At 26.4% G+C, this 20,033-nt stretch carries 18 protein-coding genes; all 18 read right to left on the reverse strand.

What is annotated here, in order from left to right:
- Positions 1-19 precede the first annotated feature (19 nt).
- A complete protein-coding gene (locus tag HF862_RS00300) occupies positions 20-1,756 on the reverse strand; it encodes a class I mannose-6-phosphate isomerase (RefSeq protein ID WP_170185929.1) in 1,737 nt (578 codons plus the stop codon).
- A 175-nt stretch (positions 1,757-1,931) separates the two neighbouring features.
- Positions 1,932-3,161: a U32 family peptidase gene (locus HF862_RS00305; RefSeq protein ID WP_170185930.1), complete on the reverse strand. Its 1,230-nt coding sequence runs from the start codon at positions 3,159-3,161 to the stop codon at positions 1,932-1,934.
- A 39-nt stretch (positions 3,162-3,200) separates the two neighbouring features.
- Positions 3,201-4,541, reverse strand: a complete 1,341-nt coding sequence (gene dnaB, locus HF862_RS00310) for a replicative DNA helicase (protein WP_170185931.1) — start codon at positions 4,539-4,541, stop codon at positions 3,201-3,203.
- A gap of 2 nt (positions 4,542-4,543) precedes the next feature.
- On the reverse strand, positions 4,544-4,990 hold the full coding sequence (gene rplI / locus HF862_RS00315) for a 50S ribosomal protein L9 (protein ID WP_170185932.1): 447 nt from the start codon (positions 4,988-4,990) through the stop codon (positions 4,544-4,546).
- Positions 4,990-5,850, reverse strand: coding sequence for a hypothetical protein (locus HF862_RS00320; RefSeq protein ID WP_170185933.1), 861 nt, complete (start codon positions 5,848-5,850; stop codon positions 4,990-4,992). The genes rplI and HF862_RS00320 overlap by 1 nt, the downstream gene beginning before the upstream one ends.
- Complete coding sequence (gene dnaX, locus HF862_RS00325; RefSeq protein ID WP_170185934.1) at positions 5,850-7,283, reverse strand: DNA polymerase III subunit gamma/tau; 1,434 nt, start codon at positions 7,281-7,283, stop codon at positions 5,850-5,852. The genes HF862_RS00320 and dnaX overlap by 1 nt, the downstream gene beginning before the upstream one ends.
- A 21-nt stretch (positions 7,284-7,304) precedes the next feature.
- Positions 7,305-8,696 (reverse strand): sigma-54 dependent transcriptional regulator, encoded by a 1,392-nt coding sequence (locus tag HF862_RS00330; protein ID WP_170185935.1) that lies wholly within the window; start codon positions 8,694-8,696, stop codon positions 7,305-7,307.
- Positions 8,697-8,722: 26 nt separating this feature from the next.
- Positions 8,723-9,604, reverse strand: a complete 882-nt coding sequence (locus HF862_RS00335; protein WP_170185936.1) for an energy transducer TonB — start codon at positions 9,602-9,604, stop codon at positions 8,723-8,725.
- Positions 9,605-9,615: 11 nt separating this feature from the next.
- Positions 9,616-10,053 (reverse strand): biopolymer transporter ExbD, encoded by a 438-nt coding sequence (locus HF862_RS00340; RefSeq protein ID WP_170185937.1) that lies wholly within the window; start codon positions 10,051-10,053, stop codon positions 9,616-9,618.
- A gap of 3 nt (positions 10,054-10,056) precedes the next feature.
- Positions 10,057-10,668: a MotA/TolQ/ExbB proton channel family protein gene (locus HF862_RS00345; RefSeq protein WP_170185938.1), complete on the reverse strand. Its 612-nt coding sequence runs from the start codon at positions 10,666-10,668 to the stop codon at positions 10,057-10,059.
- An 18-nt stretch (positions 10,669-10,686) separates the two neighbouring features.
- Entirely contained in the window at positions 10,687-11,040 is a 354-nt protein-coding gene (locus HF862_RS00350; RefSeq protein ID WP_170185939.1) for a hypothetical protein, read from the reverse strand.
- A gap of 22 nt (positions 11,041-11,062) precedes the next feature.
- Positions 11,063-14,053, reverse strand: coding sequence for a tetratricopeptide repeat protein (locus HF862_RS00355; protein WP_170185940.1), 2,991 nt, complete (start codon positions 14,051-14,053; stop codon positions 11,063-11,065).
- Between the two features lie 5 nt (positions 14,054-14,058).
- A complete protein-coding gene (locus HF862_RS00360; RefSeq protein ID WP_170185941.1) occupies positions 14,059-14,610 on the reverse strand; it encodes a DUF116 domain-containing protein in 552 nt (183 codons plus the stop codon).
- Between the two features lie 189 nt (positions 14,611-14,799).
- Positions 14,800-15,966, reverse strand: a complete 1,167-nt coding sequence (locus HF862_RS00365; RefSeq protein WP_170185942.1) for an iron-containing alcohol dehydrogenase — start codon at positions 15,964-15,966, stop codon at positions 14,800-14,802.
- Between the two features lie 199 nt (positions 15,967-16,165).
- Positions 16,166-17,284, reverse strand: a complete 1,119-nt coding sequence (gene dnaN / locus HF862_RS00370) for a DNA polymerase III subunit beta (protein WP_170185943.1) — start codon at positions 17,282-17,284, stop codon at positions 16,166-16,168.
- Positions 17,285-17,300: 16 nt separating this feature from the next.
- Entirely contained in the window at positions 17,301-18,125 is an 825-nt protein-coding gene (locus HF862_RS00375; RefSeq protein WP_170185944.1) for an RNA polymerase sigma factor RpoD/SigA, read from the reverse strand.
- A 15-nt stretch (positions 18,126-18,140) separates the two neighbouring features.
- Complete coding sequence (locus HF862_RS00380) at positions 18,141-19,139, reverse strand: NAD(P)H-dependent glycerol-3-phosphate dehydrogenase (RefSeq protein ID WP_170185945.1); 999 nt, start codon at positions 19,137-19,139, stop codon at positions 18,141-18,143.
- 36 nt (positions 19,140-19,175) lie between these two features.
- Positions 19,176-19,781: a glycerol-3-phosphate 1-O-acyltransferase PlsY gene (plsY, locus tag HF862_RS00385; protein WP_170186217.1), complete on the reverse strand. Its 606-nt coding sequence runs from the start codon at positions 19,779-19,781 to the stop codon at positions 19,176-19,178.
- Positions 19,782-20,033: the final 252 nt, after the last annotated feature.

Raw genomic sequence — 20,033 nt, forward strand, 5'->3', positions numbered from 1 at the left:
CCTCCTTAAAACATTTTATTTAAAATCTTACATAAGCTTTTAAAGTACCAATTGTTTTTCCTAATGATTTTCCACAAGGTTCAATAATATATTCATCTACATTTCCAGGAATAATAAATGTTTCAGCATAATGAACTTTATAAGGTTTAAATTGATTTGTAGGACTTTTTATAATAGCTTCTTCACCTTCAACAAGATTTAAAACATTTACATTTCCATTTGTTTTATGTAAAACAGGTTTACTAAACCAATGTCTTCTAGTTTCAATAAATTCAAGTTTATGAAGTCCTGTTCTCTCTTCTATAATTCCCTCTTCTTCATGTAATACTTGAATATTATTTATAAGGTTTTCTTTTACCCAGTCTGTATCTCTATTATATTGAATAACTTCTTTTCCATGCTCAATATGTATAGGTCTAGGTAATCCATCAAGCCCTACTCTACTCCAATCCCAAAGTTTAAAAGTAAAAATATATGGAGTAGAACTAATTTCTAATACCATTGAATTTTTACCAGAACAATGAACAGTTCCAGAAGGTATTAAGAAATGGTCGTGTTTTTTTGCTGGAAATTTATTTACATATTTACTATCATCAAAAATTTCTTTTCCTGTATTTGCTTTTTCTAAAGCTGATATAAATTTTTTAGGATTTATTCCTTTTTTCACACCTAAATAAACACAAGCATCTTCTTTGGCATCTAACATATAATAACTTTCATCTTGAGTATAATGCATTCCAAATTTTTCTTGTATGTATTCTGTTACAGGGTGAACTTGTAAACTTAAATTTTGTCCATCCATAGTGTCTAAGAAATCAAATCTTATTGGAAATTCAGCTCCAAATCTAGCATAAACTTGCTCGCCTAATAGTTCTTTTGGTCTATATAAAACAAGGTCTAAAGACGGAATTTCAATTACTATATCTTTTTCACCTTTTAATAGAAGAGAGTTTTCTTCAGGAACACAATCAAAACACCAAGCAAAATTTTCTTTAGTTCTATCAAGGTCACATACTTCTTTCATCCATTGTCCTCCCCAAACACCTGGGTCAAAGAAAGGAACAACTCTAAATGGAGTTTTTGTAGCATTATTTAATCCTTCTCTAAAAGCATCTCCAGATAACATTTTAGGTTGATTTTTAATATTAGTATCAATTAAAAAATCAATTTTATCAAAAAGTTTTCTTTTATGTTTATCTAGCATTCTCCATTCAATAAAGAAAGAACGTTTATATTTTTTTAAGACATCTTCGTTATGATTATTTGCTCCCCAGTTATCTAAAGATTTATCTCTAAAACGTTGTTGAATTTCCCATCTAGCCATATCTAAATAGATTGTCATATCTGGATTGTCAACAAATAGGGAAGCTCCAATTCCATAGTAAATATTAATTCCCTCTTTTTTTTCAGATAAACTATTTTTAAATTCCTCTATCTTATTTTTATTGAAAAAATCAATTAGATTAAAAGGACACATATAACCAAATACTCTATCATCAGTTAAAAATCTATCAATCTTATTTAAAATTTCAGTTTCAGATAATTTAAACTGATTAACAAAATATTTTTTTCCAGGTAAAAGATTTATAAAATTATTAATAACTTCACTTTCATCTACCCCATGATACCAGTCAATTACAATATTACAGTTATTTGATACTATTTTTTGATTTATTTTAGAAATAATATCTTCATATCCAGACCAAAATTCTTTAGAATTATCAATAACTTCAATAAAAGGTAATTTATTATACATTTTTCCTCCTTATGTACGTACATACGTATTTATATAATAATTATATTTTATAAATTTTCTTTTGTCAATATATTATTTATGAAAAAAATGTATTTTTAATAGATTAGTCGGCAATAAAAAAAGGTATTGTATGATTTTACAATACCTTTAATCAATATTATTTTTATAGAGATTTTTAATTTTCCTCTTTATATCTTCTAATCATATCTAAAACTTCCATATTTTCATCAAGAGTAATTCTTACAGTAGAATTTGGATTAGCAACTGTAGTTTCCTCTTCATGACCATTTTTACCTATTAAAGTCATTACAGGAAGTTTAATTTTTCTAGGGTCATATTTAGGAGTAACAACTTCTAATTCTTCCCCTGTTTCTAATCTATTTCTTATAGCAAGAACATATTGGTTATCTCCAATTTTATCAATTACTTTTGCTACTAATTGATGAGTTTGGCTATAAGAATTTCTGTCATTGTAATTTTGAGCTTCTGCTCCAGGTTTTCCATGATAAAATCCCTCTGTATATAATCTATGAGAAGTTGATTCTAATTCTTTTATCCATTTTTCTTCAAAAGAATAATTTCCAGCATAATATTTATCAATAGCTTCTCTATATGTTTTAACAACATTAGCTACATAATAAATTCCTTTCATTCTTCCTTCAATTTTTAAAGAATCTACACCAGCTTCTAATATATCATCAATCATTCTTATTGTACATAAATCTTTTGAACTAAAGATAAATGTTCCGTGCTCATCTTCAAATACAGGCATATATTCTCCAGGTCTTTTTTCTTCAACTACAGAATATCTCCATCTACAAGATTGAGCACAATCTCCACGATTAGCATCTCTCCCTGTCATATAGTTACTTAATAAACATCTTCCAGAAATAGACATACACATAGCTCCATGAATAAATACTTCAATTTCAATATCAGGAACTTTGGCTCTAATTTCTTTTATATTTTCTAAAGATATTTCTCTAGCAAGAACAACTCTTCTAGCTCCCATATCTCTCCAAGCTTTAACAGATACCCAGTTTGTATTACTTGCTTGTGTACTTACACTGATTGATAAGTTTGAATTTTGTTTTACAATTTGGAATACTCCTAAGTCAGCAACAATAACTCCATCAACATTTATACTTTCTAAGAATTTTACATATTCTGGTAAATCTTCTAATTCTTCATTGTGTGGAATTACATTTAAAGTAACATAAACTTTTTTTCCTAAAGAGTGGGCATACTCAACAGTTTTTGTAAGCTCTTCATCAGAAAAGTTATTACTTCCAGCTCTTAAGTTAAAAGCTTTTCCTCCTAAAAATACTGCGTCAGCTCCATAATGGAAAGCCATTTCCATTTTTTCAATATTTCCTGCTGGAGCCAATAATTCAACTTTTTTCATTACATCTCCTCTTTCTTTATATATCAATTAATTTTTAAATTAATCTATCTTTGTAGTATAATCTCCAAACTTAGTTATTTCGTGGAAGAATCTAAGTTTAACAGTTCCTACAGGTCCATTTCTTTGCTTACCTATGATTACTTCTGTTATTCCTTTTTCATCTGTATTTTCGTTATAATAATCATCTCTATAAAGGAAAATAACCATATCAGCATCTTGCTCTATTGCTCCTGATTCTCTTAAATCAGAAAGCATAGGTCTTCTATCAGACCTTTGTTCTGGAGCTCTGGAAAGTTGTGATAAAGCTATGATTGGAACATCTAATTCTCTAGCAATTCCTTTTAATGACCTTGAAATATCAGAAATTTCTTGTTGTCTGTTATCTCCTTTTCCAGAACCTTTTATAAGTTGTAAATAGTCAATTATTATTGCATCAAGTCTACCCATAGCTTTTAATTTTCTAGCTATTGACCTTATTTCCAAAACATTTACACTTGGAGTATCAGCTATATGAATTTTAGCTTCTGAAAGTTGCCCACAAGCTACACCAATTTTTCCCCATTCATCATCTGTTAAAAAACCATTTCTAATTTTTTGTAATCCAATTCCAGATTGAATAGACAAAAGTCTTTGTAAAAGTTGAGCACTAGACATTTCAAGACTGAATAATAAAACTCCTTTTTCTGAACGAGTGGCCATATTAAGAGCTATATTTAAGGCAAAGGCTGTTTTTCCCATGGCTGGTCTAGCTGCTAATACAACTAAATCAGAAGGATGAAATCCACTTGTCTTTTCATCAAATACAGAAAAGCCAGATGAAATTCCAGTAGTAACTCCTTTATTTCTAACTATAACCTCTAATCTTTTTAACTCTTCTGTTATAGCTTCTCTTATATTTATAATTTCTTTTGAATCTTTATTTTCAGCAATTTTAAAAATAAGTCCCTCTGCTTTATCAAGAATTACATCAGCATCTTCATAACCTTCATAGGCCATTTCAACAATTTTTGTTCCTGCTGCTCCAAGACTTCTAAGCAAAGCTTTTTCTTTTACAATTTTAGCATAGGACATAAGATTAGCTGCTGTTGGAACATCTCTTATGATATCCATAAGTGTTTCCTCTCCACCAGCTTCTTCAAATTTACTCATTTTTTTTAATTTTTCAGATACTAAGACAGGGTCAATATTTTCTTGATTGCTATAACAAGATGTCATAGCTTCAAAAATATATTTATGAGCTACTTTATAAAAATCATCTCTTCCTATTATTCCAATAATTTCTCCAAAAGCTTCTGGTTTTAAAAATACTCCTCCTAGAACAGCTTTTTCAGCTTCCATACTACTTGGCACTGTCTTAAATTTTTCTAACTTTTCTTCCATAATTATCCTTTTGTTACTACTGTGATTTCAGCTTTTACCTCTGGATGTAATTTAACTGTTACTTTATGTTCTCCTAAAGCTTTTATACTGCATTCAATTTTCTTTCTATCAATTTTTATTCCAAATGCTTTCTCTAATTCAGAAGAAACCTCTTTATTAGTGATAGCTCCAAATAATTTTCCATTTTCTCCAACTTTTACTTCAATAACTAATTTTTCTTTTTCTAATCTTTCTTTTAAAGCTATTGATTTTTGTTTTTCTTCTTCATTTCTTTTTTCATCTTTTTTCTTTTGATTTTCTATTCTTTTTAATTCTTCTGGAGTAGCTATAATTCCTTTATTGTTTTTTAATATAAAGTTTTTAGCATACCCATCAGAAACAGATATTAAATCTCCTTTTCTTCCTTGTCCTGCTACATCCTGTGTTAAAATAACTTGTATTTTTGCCATTATTTTTTCCCTCCGTTGTTAATTTTTATTATATGTATTTTCAAAAAATCAAAGCACTCTAATGCTCCTAATATAAAAGTAATTCCTGAAAAATAAAATCCTAATATAAAAGATATTGCTTGACTTAAGATATTTATTTTTAGCTTACTATTTATTAAAGTATATATAAGTTTTATTCCATAAAGTGTATATGAAATTTTTAAAATTTCTATCACATTCATAGCTAATATTTTTCCATATGGTGAATATCTTTGTGTAAAAAATGCTATTATATAAATAATTATCCACTCATATGAAATTTTCCAATCTTTATATGTATTTCTCATAAGTGATAAATAAGTTAAATAAACTACCACTCCAGAATACATAAAGACTAAGAAAATTTTATATTCACTTAAGTATCTTAAAATTATACTTAAATCTCTTTGACTAAATCCATATTGGTTTACATAAATATCACTTACAGTTTTCTTTAAAAGTTCAATAGCTTCTCCAGCATATCCTAAAAAGAATAAGATAAATCCTGTTGAAACTAAAGATGTTAAAATTATTCTATCGTATATTTTAACTTTTATTTTAGAAATTTCAAATCCATAATAAAAAGCCTCTATGACTAAAAACACAGATACATATAACATCATACTAAATCTACTTAAGATACTTATAAGAAGCAGAGTAGTAATGTTAGTAATAAATATTTCTTTAGAATTCATAGTTCTGTTTGTTTTTATTTTATAGACTGGAAATACAAAACTTATTAACGGAAAAATAGAAGCGATATTGTATACTAAAAAAGATACTATTGTTGTTTTTAATATACTCATAAAATTTAAGTCAAGTCTGTTATTTTTTAATTCCATTAATTTAACCCCTCTAAATATGATACAATATTTTTAGTCATATTATCTTTTGATTTTTCTTTTACCTCTTTTTTAAATACATAGGCAGTTTTTAATTTTGATTTTGTAATCTGTTGTACAATTTCTTGGAATGGTAAATTATAATAATCACTTTCCATTGATTCCTTAGAAAATTCATTTTCTCTAAAAGCTATATAAAGAATATTATCTTCTATCTTAAGAGGAAAAGCATCAGCTAAGAAAGCTTTATAAGTTGGCTTTTCATCTTTAGCTGCCTTTAATATATCATTCCATTTATTTTTTACTTCATCAATAGAAATTATTCTTTCCTTTTCAGTTTTAGAAATTTCAATATTATTTTCTTTAGGGGAAACAATAACCTCTTTATAGATAATTTCAGTTTCTTTAGGTTTTTCAGAGATTTTTATTATATTATTAAGTACAACATGACCTAAAAGCCTTTTGTCTTCTTCATACTTAAACTTATTAAGACTATCATAGACCCCACCTATAATTTTTAAGCCCTCTTCTACAGAAATTCTTTCACATATGACTTCATCTTTGATATATTTTGCAAAATCTTTAAAATATTTTTCAATATCTATAGAATCTATCCATAATTTTTCTAAAAATTCTACTCCTCTTTTTAAAGATTTACTTTTTATTATATCATAAAATTCTCTTAATGTCTCCTTAGAAGTTACACCTAATATTTCACTTGTTTTACTTTCTATAATATCTTGGTTTAAATTAGCAATTATAACCCTTTCTAAAATAGAAATACTATCTCTCATACTTCCACCAGAAGATTCATAAATTAATTCTAAACTACCATTATCAATTTTTATATTTTCTTTTTCACAAATATCTGATAATTTTTCACTGACCTCTTTGTAGCTAAGAGTTTTAAAATCATATCTTTGACATCTTGAAATAATAGTTGGTAATATTTTATCTGGCTCTGTTGTAGCAAGTATAAAAATTACATGTTCAGGTGGTTCTTCTAAAGTTTTTAACAAAGCATTAAATGCTTCTTTTGTAAGCATATGAACTTCGTCTATTATATATATTTTTTTTCTACCTTTTGAAGGTCTATAATTAATTTTGTCTTTTAACTCTCTGATTTCATCAATACCTCTATTGGAAGCAGCATCAATTTCTACCAAATCAATAAAACTACCTTTATCTATCTCTTGACAGTTTTCACAATGGTTACAAGGTGTACTACTAATTCCATTGTTTAAGCAGTTTACCCCTTTGGCTATAAGTCTAGCTGAAGTAGTTTTCCCAACTCCTCTTGGACCACTAAATAGATAGGCATGAGATAATTTATTATTATCCAAAGAATTTTTGAGAGTTTTTATAATATCTGATTCACCAGCTACTTCTTCAAAAGTTTTTGGTCTATATTTTCTATATAGTGTTACATGCATGATTTTCTCCTAGTGATAAATCTATTCTAATTCATAATTACTCATTTTTGTCCTTAAAGTATTTCTTGTTATTCCTAAAATTTCAGCAGTTTCAACTCTTTTTCCACTAGTGATTTCTAAAACTTGTCTTATTAATTCTTTTTCTACTTTAGAAATTATATTTGAATAATAAGCTCCTTTTCCACTAGCTTGAAAGGCTGAAATTTCTCCCTCTATCCAATCGGCTAATATCCAATCTTGAATATCTCCTTTTCTTTTTACAGGTCTATTTCCTAAAACATTACTTGGCAAATCTTCAACTAAAATTGAATTTCCTCTACATAGAGCCACAGCTGATTTAATAGCATTTTTTAATTCTGTTACATTTCCTGGCCAGTCATATCTCATTATTTTTTTGATAGCTGGCTTACTAACACCTTTTACAGCCTTATTAAGTTCAGCATTACATTCTACCAAATATTTATCAATAATAAAAGGTATATCATCTTTTCTCTCTCTTAAAGGTGGAATATTTATTTCTAAAACTTTTAATTTATGATAAAGTTCTTCGATAAAAGTTCCATTTAAGATAGCTTCTTCTAAATTTGCACTTGTAGTGGCAATAACTCTAATATCTGTTTTGATAGGGTCAGCTCCACCCATTCTAAAGAATTCTTTTTCTTGTAATAGATAAAGTAATTTTGATTGAATATCAAGATTCAAAAATTCTATATTTCCAAGATGAAGAGTTCCACCATTAGCTTTTTCTAAATCTCCAGCTTGTGAAAATATAGCTCCTTCAAAAGCTCCTTTTTCATATCCAAATAATCTTCTTTCTAATAAAGAGTTTTGGAATGAAGTACAGTTAATACTGATAAACGGTTTTTTACAAGCATCACTAAATTGATGAATAGAAGTTGCAACACTTTTCTTTCCTGTTCCTTTTTCTCCAACGATTAGTACAGGAACTCTACTTATAGCAACTTTTCCTATTTTTTTATAAACTTCAACAATTTCTTTAGTTTGTCCTATTAATCTTTCACCAGTATTTTTATTTTTATCAACTCTTTCAGCCATTAATTTATGGTCTTTTACAGATTTTTCCACAATTTTTATAATTTCATCTATTTCTAGTGGTTTTAAAATATAATCATAAGCTCCAGCTTTTATACTTCCAGCTACAACTTTTAGATTAGAACTTTGTCCAAGAACAATTATAACAGCTTTTTTTTGAAATTCTTCTATTTTTTTTATGATATTGATAAGAGTGTCAGCTGGAAGTTGTGCTTCTTCTACTAAGACACATTCATATCTTCTTTCTTTTAGAGCTTCTATAAATTCAGCAACATTTTCTACTGTTTTCATTTCGTTATCAATATTATTTTCTAACCTTTCCTTAAGCTCAACCTCGATTCTAAATCCTAATATGTTCATATACATCTCCTTTAATTATAGAATTCTTAAACACCTTTTAATTTAAATGTATAATCTAGTATAACCCTTCCTTTTATTCTTAAACCATGTTTACTCAAATAAATCTTCCAAGTACGACCTATATTTTCAATGGCTTTATTAATTTCAGGAACTCCACTTCCTTTTATTATAGTAAGACTTAGAACTTCTCCTCTTTCATTTACTTCTAATCTTACTTTTACTGTTCCTTGTAATCCACGAAGTTCAGCTTTTTCAGGATATTCTGGTTCTCTGTTAGAAGAATCCCATCTAGCAATTACATCTCCATCTTCTAATCCTAATTTGTAACCACTAGGAAGTCCCTCGACTTTTCCTTTATCAACCTTTATATTTTCAAAAGTCATATCTTTATCAGAATTTATTGTTAAATTTTCATCTTGTGAGTCAGAAATTATTTTATCAATAATTTTTGCATCACTAAAAACAGACTTTTCTTTTTCTAGTCCAACACTCTCTTCTCTTTCATATTTCATCTCTTTTTTATAAGCCATTGCCACATTTTCTAATTGACTATTTCTTTTGATATTTTTATTTTTTTTAGAGGAAATAATTTCAAAAGAAGGAGCTTGAATTCCTTTAGATAATTCAACTAAGTTTAAACTTTTTTCTTTTTTAACCTCTTCATTATTTTCTATTACATTTTCTGTAGTAGTATTTAGAGTTTGTTTTTTTTCAGATTTCTTTTTATTAGGTAAATCTTTATTATTTTCTTTAGAAAAATTTTTTTCCTTTTCTAAAGCTACCAATCCCACTTTTATTTTTTTGTCTCCAACATCTTCTGTTGTAAAATGAGGGATTAAAAATAGAAGTCCTATATTAAGAGCTGAGGCTATTATAAAAGAAAAGAAATCATTTTTTTTAATTCCCATAATCTCAACTCCTATTTTTCAAATATAGTATCTATATCTAATTGTTCTGCTCCTGCTTCTTTAGAAAGAGTCATTATTTCTACAATATATCCATAATCAAGAGTTTTATCTCCACTTATTACTACAGCTTTATTATCTGAATTACTCAATACTTGTGCTAACTTTCTCTGTAAATTTGCCTTGTTAACAAGTATTTTTTTAGTTTCGTTTCCTTCTTGATATTTTAAGAATATCTCTTTTGTATTTGTAAGACTAAGTTGTACTTCTTTTACAGTTTTAATTTCTCTTATTGTAGATTGAGGTAAATCTATTTTTATTCCTGTATCAACATCTTCAAAAGTTGTAGCTACTAGGAAAAATATTAGTAAAAGGAAAACAACATCTATAAGAGGAGTCATTTCAAGAATAATATTTTTATTATTTCTTCTTCTGTATCTTTCTATTTTCATAACCTATCTCCTAAAATAATTTATTACCTCTGTACTTCCTTTTTCTATATCACTTATAATATTATCTATTTTTTTATTATAATAGTTATAAATTATCATAGCTGGAATAGCTACAAATAATCCACCAGCAGTAGTAAATAAAGCTTCTGATATTCCTTCAGCTAGTACAGCAGCATCTCCTGTTCCATGAATAGCTACAGCTTGGAAAGCCTTTATCATTCCTGTAACAGTTCCTAAAAGTCCTAAAAGAGGTGTAACATGAGCTACCATTGATAATACCCACATATTTTTTTCTAATGAAGAAATTTCACTTAGAGCTGTTTCTCTAGCTTTTTCTTCAAGAGTAGTTAAATTAGTTGTTTTTGTTTTAGACCAAAGATTTAAAATCTCCTTTACAACTCTTCCAGAAGCTGATTTAGATTTTCCTAAAAAAGCTATAGCACCTTTTACATCATTTTTTTCTAAATATTTTTGAAATTCATTTCTTATATCATCAAATCTTCTTCTTTCTGAAGAAATAAAATAAAAAAATCTTTCAATTACAACTGTAGTTCCTAGAATAGACATACCTGCTATAAAGTACATCAATATTCCACCTTTTTCAATCCAGTACATTATTCTCCTCCTAAATTATTATAAAGCTACTGCTATTCCTATTACTGCTAAGATACCAAGTATATATTTTAATGGTGAAGATTCTTTTTCAACATCTTGACTAATTTCTTGTTTTAATTTTTCATTTTCTCTAAGTAAAGTATCTTCATTTTCTTCTTTTAATTCTTTAGTAGATACATTCAATCTTGTAGCATCCACTTTCTCTTGTTCTAATTCTAACTTTTCTTCTTTTATATCTCTTAATTCCAAAGTATCTCTATTTATTCCTGTAACCTCTTTATCAATAGATACATTGTTTACAGGAGCTTTTTGCTCTGCTGAGTATACTCCTAAACTCATTGATAACATTAATAGTATTGCTAGTTTTTTCATTTTATATGACCTCCAAGTTTTATTATTTTTCATCTTCTTCTGGGTTTACTGTTTCTTCTGTAAATAAATCTTGTTGTATATTTTCTTTTACTTTATCTTCTACAATATTTTCTACAACTTGTTCAGTAGTTTCTACAGATTTTTCATTTTCCATAGCTTCCTTTATTTTTTCTACTATATCTTGATATTTTGAAGCACTATCTTTATTTATAGATTTCAAGTCCTCATAATATTTTAATACAGCTTCAATATTTTCTTTTTGTAGATTTAGATATAGTAATTTTTCTAAAATAAATTCCGAATATTCTTGTGCTTTAGAATTTCCACTAAGTTCTTCATAAGCTTTCATAGCTTTATCTATATCTCCAGAAATCTCATAAACTTCAGCTAGTTTTATTTGAGCAGGAATTACATATTTACTTTGTGGATAAACTAAAAATACTTTTGTTAAAGTAACTGTAGCTTCTTCAATATTTTTTTCTATTGCATAAATATCTCCCATCATATATAGGGCATAATCTTTGTATGAACTTACTTCTAAATTATAGATTTCTTCATAATGTTTTAAAGCTTCTTTATACTGATTATTTGAAAATTCGTCATCAGCTAAAACTTTTAATCCATAATCTTTATAAGTACTAGATTCTAATAATATTGGTTCAACTTTTCTAGCTTCTTCTATCATATCCATATCTCTATAATAAATAGAGCTATAATAAGCTTTTTTATATTTATCCTCTAATTTGTCAATCCAAGTTTTTGCTTCAACTTTGTTGTTGTCTAAGAATAAAATATCTATAATTTTTTCTACTGTTAAATCTCTTTCAACCTTATCATTTTTAGATGAAAGTTTTAGATATAATCTTTGATATTCTTGTAAGGCAGTTTTTAAATTTCCTTCCTCTACTAAGATTTTTCCTCTCATTATCATAAGGTTTTTATTATAAGTTGAATTTTTATAAATATTCATAAATTTTTGACTTTCATCTAAGAAAGTTTTTTTATCATCTAAATTAATATAACATCTAAGTGCCCAATAATTAGAACTTTCTCTGTATTCTAATTTATAAATTTTATTGTTAGAAATTTCTTTAAACAATTCTAAAGCTTTAGCATAATCTTTTTCAGCATAATAAGTATCAGCTATTTGATATTTTGCATAAGAGAAACGTTCTTTATATTTTAATAATTGAGTAAAATAATCTCTAGCTGTTTTAAAATCCTCTTTTCTATAATAAGTTATTCCTAAAATATCAATTATATCATCTACTTTATAACCATTAGAATTTTCTATATAAACTTTTCCTAAAGTGATAACTTCATCATATTTCTCCCATAAAAATTGATTTTTTATAGTAGAATATTTTACTTTATTTAATAATTCCTTATCTAAGTTTTGACTTTTTTCAAGTCCACCAAAAAATCCAGCTGCTTTTGAATAGTTACCTATTCCCATATAAGCTATACCTTTTAGATATTGGTTTTCATCTGTAACTTCCATAGTGTTTAAAGTTTTTATAACATCTGAATATTTTTTTTCATTTACTAATAAATCCACTAATTTATTGGATATCTCTATGTCCTGAGTAGTTTTTAAATACTCTTTATACAGATTTTCAGCTTTTAGATATTTATCTTTTTTATAATATAAATCTCCAACTAAAATATAAACTTCTTTTTTGTATTGTTTATCATCTGAGAACTTATCTTTATATTCTTTTAATAATTTATCAATTATATTCTCATCCTCTATTTTTCTAGCTATTACCATAGTTCTATAAAGATTTTCTAAAGTAGGATAATCTTTATAAATCTCCATATAATATTCATAAGATTTTTTATAATCTTCAAGTTCATACATGGAATTAGCTAAAACTATTCTAACATCATTATATTTTTTACTATCAGTTAGATAATTATCCAAATCCTTTTGAAATTCTTTAATTTTTTTATAATTTTTTAGATTATAGTAAGATAAAATCTCATAGTATCTTACATCAATCATATATTCTGGTGCTTTAATTTTTTCAAATTCTTTTAAGGCTCTTTGAAAATTATTTTCCTTAAAATATGAGTAAGCATAGGCATATTGAGCATTTACATCTTTATTTGGAATTTTATCAAAAAAATCAATAGCTCTTCTATACTCACTTTTAGTTACAAAATAGTTACCAAAAATCTTAGAAGCTCTTGTAATATCATCTGTATCACTTAATTCTGAATAAAGTTTTAAAGCTTTATTAGATTCACTTCTATTTAAATAAATCTCAATAAGGACTAATTTTCCCTTTTGTGTGTAAGAATCATTTGGAAAATTTTTTAATCCTGATTCTAAGTATGCAATAGCTTTGTTTATATCATTTAATTTGTAATTTAACACTCCATAAAGATAAGTTACTAAAGCCATATCTTTATTTTTTTCATCTAAATTATTATAAACATTTATAGCATTTAAAGAGTTTTGATAGTCTCCTAAATTTAAAAGTGCTAAAGATTTATAAAGTAATGCTTTTGAAGAGTTATTTCCCTTAAGGGCCATAGCTCTATTAAAGTGTTCAATGGCTTCTTTATTTCTACCATCATTTAATAGAATAATTCCACTATCATAGTTCATTTCTTCATAGATTTTTTTATTTTCACTAACTAAATTTCTATATTCATTAGCTTTTTCCATATTTTTTTCTAGAATTGCTATTCTATAAAGATATGAATAAGCTTCAGCTTTTTCATCTTTTTTTACTTTATATTCTGTCAAATATTTTTGAAAATATAATTTAGAATCTTGAAAGTTATTACTTAAATAACTTATTAAAGCTATTCTTTTACAAAGATTTTTATTATATTTTGATTCAGGATAAGTAGTTAAGAATTTTTTAGATTGTTGTACAGCCATTTCATATTTACCCTGATTATATAATTCATTTAAAAATACAACATCTTCTTTCATTCCACCATAGGCAAGACTACTTAACATTATAGAAAAAACCATCATTTTTTCAATCGTTTTTTTCAAAAGTATCACTCCCCTTTATTTACAACAATATCTAGTATTTTTTCTATCTCCAACATATTAACATCAGTATTTATACAAGGAGAATCTTTTATTATATTAAAAATTCCATAAACATTCATAGGATACATATCAAATATGCCAGTAACTAAATCTCTTTTACAAGCAACAGCAATTATAAAATCTGGTCTTTCTTTTTTTAGATAAAGTCTTGCTAAAGTTCCACCAGTAGCTACTTTAATATCAATGTTATACCTTGATTTGAGATTTAATAAATCAGCTATTTTACATTTTCCACATTTTTTACAATTTTCTACATTAGAAGTTAGTTTGAAACTACAATCATAATCTTGAATACAATGAGGTAATAAAATAGATATTTTTTTGGGTATAGTATTTTTTATATTTTTTAATACTCTTTTATTGTTATAAATTAAAAGTTTTTTAGCAAATCTATTAAAAGCTTTTTGGTCTTTTAATATTTTTTCTTCAAAAAAATAACATATAAAGTAATAATTATAAACAAATTTATCTAGAATTTTTTTAAAAAATTTGGTCATAAATTTACCTCGTACAGAATTTTTTTTATACAATAAATTATAGCATACTTTTCTATCTATTTCAAACTTTATAAATGTTTTTTTAGATTTTCGATAGAATAAATTAAAAAATATTTTTTATTTTATTAGAATAAAAAATGACCAATAACTTTTTTGAAAATTATTGGTCAATTATTATTTATTTAATTTTTATAAACACATTTCATAGATATTTTCTATATCTTTTTGGTTAAGAGGTTTAAATCCATTTAATATTCCATCATTACAAGCTTTTTTAGCCATTATTTCAAAATGAGTTTTATCAATTCCTAAATCGCTAAGATGTTTTTTTAGTCCTAACTCTTCAAATAGGAATTTTTCTAACATCTCAATACTTTTATTTGCAACTTCCATAGGCTCTAAGTTTTTATCAATTCCAAATACATTTACACCAAAGTTATAAAAACGGTCTACATTAGTTTCATCTAAAACATATTTCATCCAACGAGGAGTAAGGATTCCTAAACCAAGTCCATGAGTTATATCATAATATGCTGAAAGTTGATGTTCTATTGGATGACAAGTCCAAGTACAAGTTTGACAAGAACTTATAAAACCATTAATTGCCCAAGAAGATGTCCACATCAAATTTGCTCTAGCTTCTTCATTTTCAGGATTTTTCATAGCAATAGGAGCATATTTTATAACTGTTTTCATCATTCCTTCCATAAAAGTATCTAGCATATACATACTTCCTTCTCTATTGAAATATGTTTCAATAATATGAGAAAGAATATCTACAGAACCACAAGCTGTTTGATAAGGTGAAACTGTAAATGTATTTTTAGGGTCAAGGAAAGAAACTTTTGGTAAAACTTCTTTTGAAGCAAAACCAACTTTATCGTTACTATCCATATTACTAATTACTGCAAAAATATCCATTTCAGAACCTGTTGCTGAAAGAGTAAGGATAGATACAAGAGGTAAAGCTTTTTCGATTTTTACTTTTCCAATTATTAAATCCCAAGGGTCTCCCTCATAGAAAGTTGCTGCTCCAATAGCTTTTGTACAGTCAATAACACTTCCACCACCAACAGCTAAAAGCACATCTATTTTTTCTTTTTTACATATTTCAGCTCCTGCTTTTACAGATGTAACACGTGGATTTGGTTCTATTCCATTTAATTCAAATAATTCTAATCCAGCTTTTTTTATTTCTTCTACTACTTCATCATAAAGTCCTATTTTTTTTATGCTTCCTCCACCATAACAAAGAAGTACTTTATTTCCAAATTTTTTTAATTCTTTTCCAAGATTAGAAATTTGATTTCCTCCAAAATAAATTTTTGTTGGTATATTGTAAACAAAATTATACATTTTTCAAACCTCCTAAAATTTTTTATTAAAACTTAAGAAATATCTTAAGATTCTAGTTTCTATCCTTGTTTTTATTGGAAGTTAATTTTATAAATTCTAACTATAAGACGATAAAATTTCTATTTTTGCTTTAAATTTTCTAAAATTTTTTGTAATAAAAAAGCTACAATTTTATTGTAGCTTTTTCTATTAAATAAAATTAATTTTTTAAAGCAAGAGGCATTACTATATAGATGTAATCTTCTTTTCCCTCTTCTATAATTTTTACAGAGCTATTAGCTTCTTTTAATTCTACTATTATATTTTTCTCGTTGTCTAAGTTTTGCATAAATTCTAATAAGAATTTAACATTTAAAGATATTTTTAAATTATCTCCTTCATATTCAATAGGAAAATCTTCTACAACTTTTGCTATGTTACTTGTACCATTTATAAGTAGTCTTTCTTTTTTAAATTCTAATAAAGCTCCATTTTTAGCATCTGTATTATTTTTTACAAATATTTGAACTCTTTTTAAAATTTTAGAAAACTCATTATTTTTTATTATAAATTTTTTATTATATGTAGCTCCTTGTAATATTCCTTTGTAGTTAGGATAAGAAAGTTCGATTATTCTTGAGATAATCTCTGTCTCTCCACTTATAAAGTACACATAATTTTTCTTATACATAACTTTTATATCTTCTAAACTTTCTACTTTTAAAAGTTTAGTTATAGCTTCAACAGAGTTAAGAGGAATACTTATTTCCAATTCACATTGATTATCTATTGGCTTTTCTAAATATGTCATACGATAAGTATCAGTTGTAACAAATCTAGCAACTTTATCACTTACTTCTAATCTAATACAGTTTATAGCAAGGTTTTCACTTCCAGTAGCTGCTGAAAATTTCACTTTTTCAAAAGTTTCTAAAAGTTCAGTTCCTTGGATAGTGAACCATTTTTCAGCTTCATCATATGAATAATCTAATTTTGGATACTCATCAGCATTCATAATAGAAAATTCTGTTGCTGAATCTTCAGTTTCTATAATAAGATTACCATTTTGAACTTTTAAAGAAAGTTCTGTATCTGATAACTCTTTTATATATTCTTCTATTAATTCAGGATGAAAAGCAACAGTCCCCTCTTCCATAACATTGGCTTCTACACTAGAAATCATAGTAATTTCTAAATTTGTTCCATAGAAAGTCATTTTATTATCTTGAGCCTTTATAAATACACAACCTATTATTGGTTTTACTTTATTTTCAGATATAGCCTTTTCAACGATTCTTAATTTTTTTAAGAATTGAAGTCTATCTATCTTTACAAACATTGTTCCTCCTAATTTATTAAATAAAAAGATTTTGATACATATCTTTTTTATATTTTTTTCTAAGTTTTGCTAAAGTTTTCTTTTCTAATTGTCTTACTCTTTCCCTAGTAATACTAAAAGTTTCACCTATTTCTTCAAGAGTATGTATATCATATCCATCAAGACCATATCTTCTTTTTAGAATTTCCCTTTCTCTAGCATTTAATTCATTTACCATTTTTTTTACTTTTTCTCTACCCATTTTATTTATAAATTCTTTTTCTATATCTATATCATCTTGGATAGCTAAAGTATCTTCTAAATAGATGTTATCTCCTATCTCTTCATTTAGTGACATTATTTCTTGAAAGTCAATATTGGCTTCTTCTACTACTTTTAATTTTAAATCTAATTTTTCAGCTATTTCTTCATTTGTAGGATATTCGCCTGTTTTTGAAACTTCTTCCAATATAAATTTATTTATCTTGTTGTAAATATCATATTTGTATGATGGTATTCTGATTTCTCTACCTTTATTTATAAGAGCTTTTGTAATAGACTGTTTTATCCACCACACAGCATAAGTTGAGAAACGATAACCTTTATTCATATCAAATTTTTCTACAGCATGAATAAGACCAAAATTTCCCTCACTGATTAAATCTATAAAAGACATTTTTTTATTCATATAGTTTTTGGCAATACTAACCACAAGACGTAAGTTAGAAACTATCAATTGATTTTTAGCTTCTAAATCTCCTTCTTTTATTTTTACAAGTAATTTTTCTTCTTCTTCTTTAGACAAAATCTTATATTTTTTTATATCATTTAGATAAATAGCCACTAAATCCTTTTCTTCCATTAGTATCACCTCTAATTAAAACTCTTCTTTTAATTCACGAGTCATTAACTCTTCAACCATTTCAGTAGCTTTTTTATCTTCGTATATTACTTTATAAATAGCTTCTGTTATAGGCATTGAGACATTTAACTCTTTTGCTTTTTCGTAAACAGCTTTAACTGTTGGTACTCCTTCAGCAACCATCTTCATTCCTTTTAGGATATCAGATAATTTTTCTCCTTTTCCTAATTTTTCTCCTACATATCTATTTCTACTATGTTTACTAGCACAAGTAACTATTAAATCTCCAATTCCAGCAAGACCATTGAAAGTTTCAGGATTAGCTCCACATCTTTCTCCAAATCTTATCATCTCTTTTATTCCTCTTGTTATAAGAGCAGCTTTTGTATTATCTCCAAATCCCATTCCATCAGCTATACCAGCCCCTAGAGCAAGACAGTTTTTAACAGCTCCACCTAATTCAACTCCAAGCATATCTTCATTTACATATACTCTAAAAGTACTTGTATTAAAAATTTCTTGAATTTTTTTGGCATTTTCATATTTACCAGCAGCTACTATTGTAGTTGGTAGATTAAGAGCCACTTCTTCAGCATGAGTAGGCCCAGATAATACAACTATATTATTATGATATTTTCCTAAAATTTCATCTTTTATAACTTCTGATAATCTCATTCCTGTAGATATTTCAAGACCTTTTCCTGTATTTACTATAAGTAAGTCACTTCTCATTTGGTCTGAAAATTGTGCTACAACTCCTCTTAACACTTGAGATGGTATTGAGAATACTACAATTTTTGCATCTTTAAATAAATCTTTTTTTTCATTTGTTACATGCAAATTATCTGGAAATTTTATACCTGGCAAAAGTTCGTTTTCTCTATTTCTTTCTAATTCTTCTGCCCTTTCTTTACTATATTCCCACATATAAACTTCATAAGATTTTTTTTTAGCCAGTGTCAATGCCAGTGCATTACCCCAACTTCCTGCTCCAACAACTACTATTTTTTCCATAAGCAATGCGATAACTGAAAAGTTATCTCCCCCTTCTTATTTTTTAAATACTATTTTTGACTCTGTTCCATTTAATAATCTAGAAATATTTGTTTTATGTTTATAAATAACAAACGCTCCTATAAAAATACTTAGTATAGAAAGTGTTAGTTTATCTACTCCCTCTTTTGCTGGTAGAATCAATACCATTATTGGTAGTATAACTGCTGCTATTATAGAAGATAATGAAACATATCTTGTAGAAAATACAACAATTAAAAATCCTAAAACAGCTATTCCTACAGGTTTTGGAGCTAAAAATAAAAATACTCCTAAACTTGTAGCTACTCCCTTTCCTCCTTTAAAGTTTAAGAAACAAGAAAAAGTATGTCCTAAAATTGCTACTAAACCTATAACAACTATAAATTTATCAGATACACCCATTCTTTGAGCAATAACAAGTGGTAAATATCCTTTTAAAGCATCTATTACCAAAGTCATTATTCCATAAACTGCTCCTAGATTTCTATAAGCATTTGTTGCCCCTGAATTTTTACTTCCAACTGTTCTTATATCTATACCTTTAAAAGTTTTTCCTATCCAAACTCCACTGGCTATAGAACCTGAAAAATAAGCAAGTAAAATTAAAAAAATGTATTTAATCATAATTTTTCTCCTTCAAATTCAGAAATTTTTATATTACATCAATTATTATATCATATTTTTTCCATAAAATCTATTTATTAACATTTTTTAGAACAAAAATACTATTATTTTTAGTATTATATCATATTTGAATTTTTTTTTAAATAATTAAAAGAATTTAATTGATTTTTATTGATATTTCAATAAAAAATAAAAAACTCAAGAAATTTTCTTGAGTTTTTAGATATTTTATTTTTAATAAGAAATTTA

The sequence above is a fragment of the Fusobacterium sp. FSA-380-WT-3A genome (assembly GCF_012843705.1).
In the GTDB taxonomy this organism is placed as follows: domain Bacteria; phylum Fusobacteriota; class Fusobacteriia; order Fusobacteriales; family Fusobacteriaceae; genus Fusobacterium_B.

Coding starts and splice junctions, on each gene's coding strand:
- dnaN (WP_170185943.1), bottom strand. CDS start 17,284: ATGTTTGTAAAGATAGATAGACTTCAATTCTTAAAAAAATTAAGAATC.
- dnaB (WP_170185931.1), bottom strand. CDS start 4,541: ATGGAAGAAAAGTTAGAAAAATTTAAGACAGTGCCAAGTAGTATGGAA.
- HF862_RS00330 (WP_170185935.1), bottom strand. CDS start 8,696: ATGAACATATTAGGATTTAGAATCGAGGTTGAGCTTAAGGAAAGGTTA.
- HF862_RS00340 (WP_170185937.1), bottom strand. CDS start 10,053: ATGAAAATAGAAAGATACAGAAGAAGAAATAATAAAAATATTATTCTT.
- HF862_RS00300 (WP_170185929.1), bottom strand. CDS start 1,756: ATGTATAATAAATTACCTTTTATTGAAGTTATTGATAATTCTAAAGAA.
- HF862_RS00380 (WP_170185945.1), bottom strand. CDS start 19,139: ATGGAAAAAATAGTAGTTGTTGGAGCAGGAAGTTGGGGTAATGCACTG.
- dnaX (WP_170185934.1), bottom strand. CDS start 7,283: ATGCATGTAACACTATATAGAAAATATAGACCAAAAACTTTTGAAGAA.
- HF862_RS00345 (WP_170185938.1), bottom strand. CDS start 10,668: ATGTACTGGATTGAAAAAGGTGGAATATTGATGTACTTTATAGCAGGT.
- HF862_RS00320 (WP_170185933.1), bottom strand. CDS start 5,850: ATGGAATTAAAAAATAACAGACTTGACTTAAATTTTATGAGTATATTA.
- rplI (WP_170185932.1), bottom strand. CDS start 4,990: ATGGCAAAAATACAAGTTATTTTAACACAGGATGTAGCAGGACAAGGA.
- HF862_RS00335 (WP_170185936.1), bottom strand. CDS start 9,604: ATGGGAATTAAAAAAAATGATTTCTTTTCTTTTATAATAGCCTCAGCT.
- HF862_RS00360 (WP_170185941.1), bottom strand. CDS start 14,610: ATGACCAAATTTTTTAAAAAAATTCTAGATAAATTTGTTTATAATTAT.
- HF862_RS00350 (WP_170185939.1), bottom strand. CDS start 11,040: ATGAAAAAACTAGCAATACTATTAATGTTATCAATGAGTTTAGGAGTA.
- HF862_RS00305 (WP_170185930.1), bottom strand. CDS start 3,161: ATGAAAAAAGTTGAATTATTGGCTCCAGCAGGAAATATTGAAAAAATG.
- HF862_RS00365 (WP_170185942.1), bottom strand. CDS start 15,966: ATGTATAATTTTGTTTACAATATACCAACAAAAATTTATTTTGGAGGA.
- HF862_RS00375 (WP_170185944.1), bottom strand. CDS start 18,125: ATGGAAGAAAAGGATTTAGTGGCTATTTATCTAAATGATATAAAAAAA.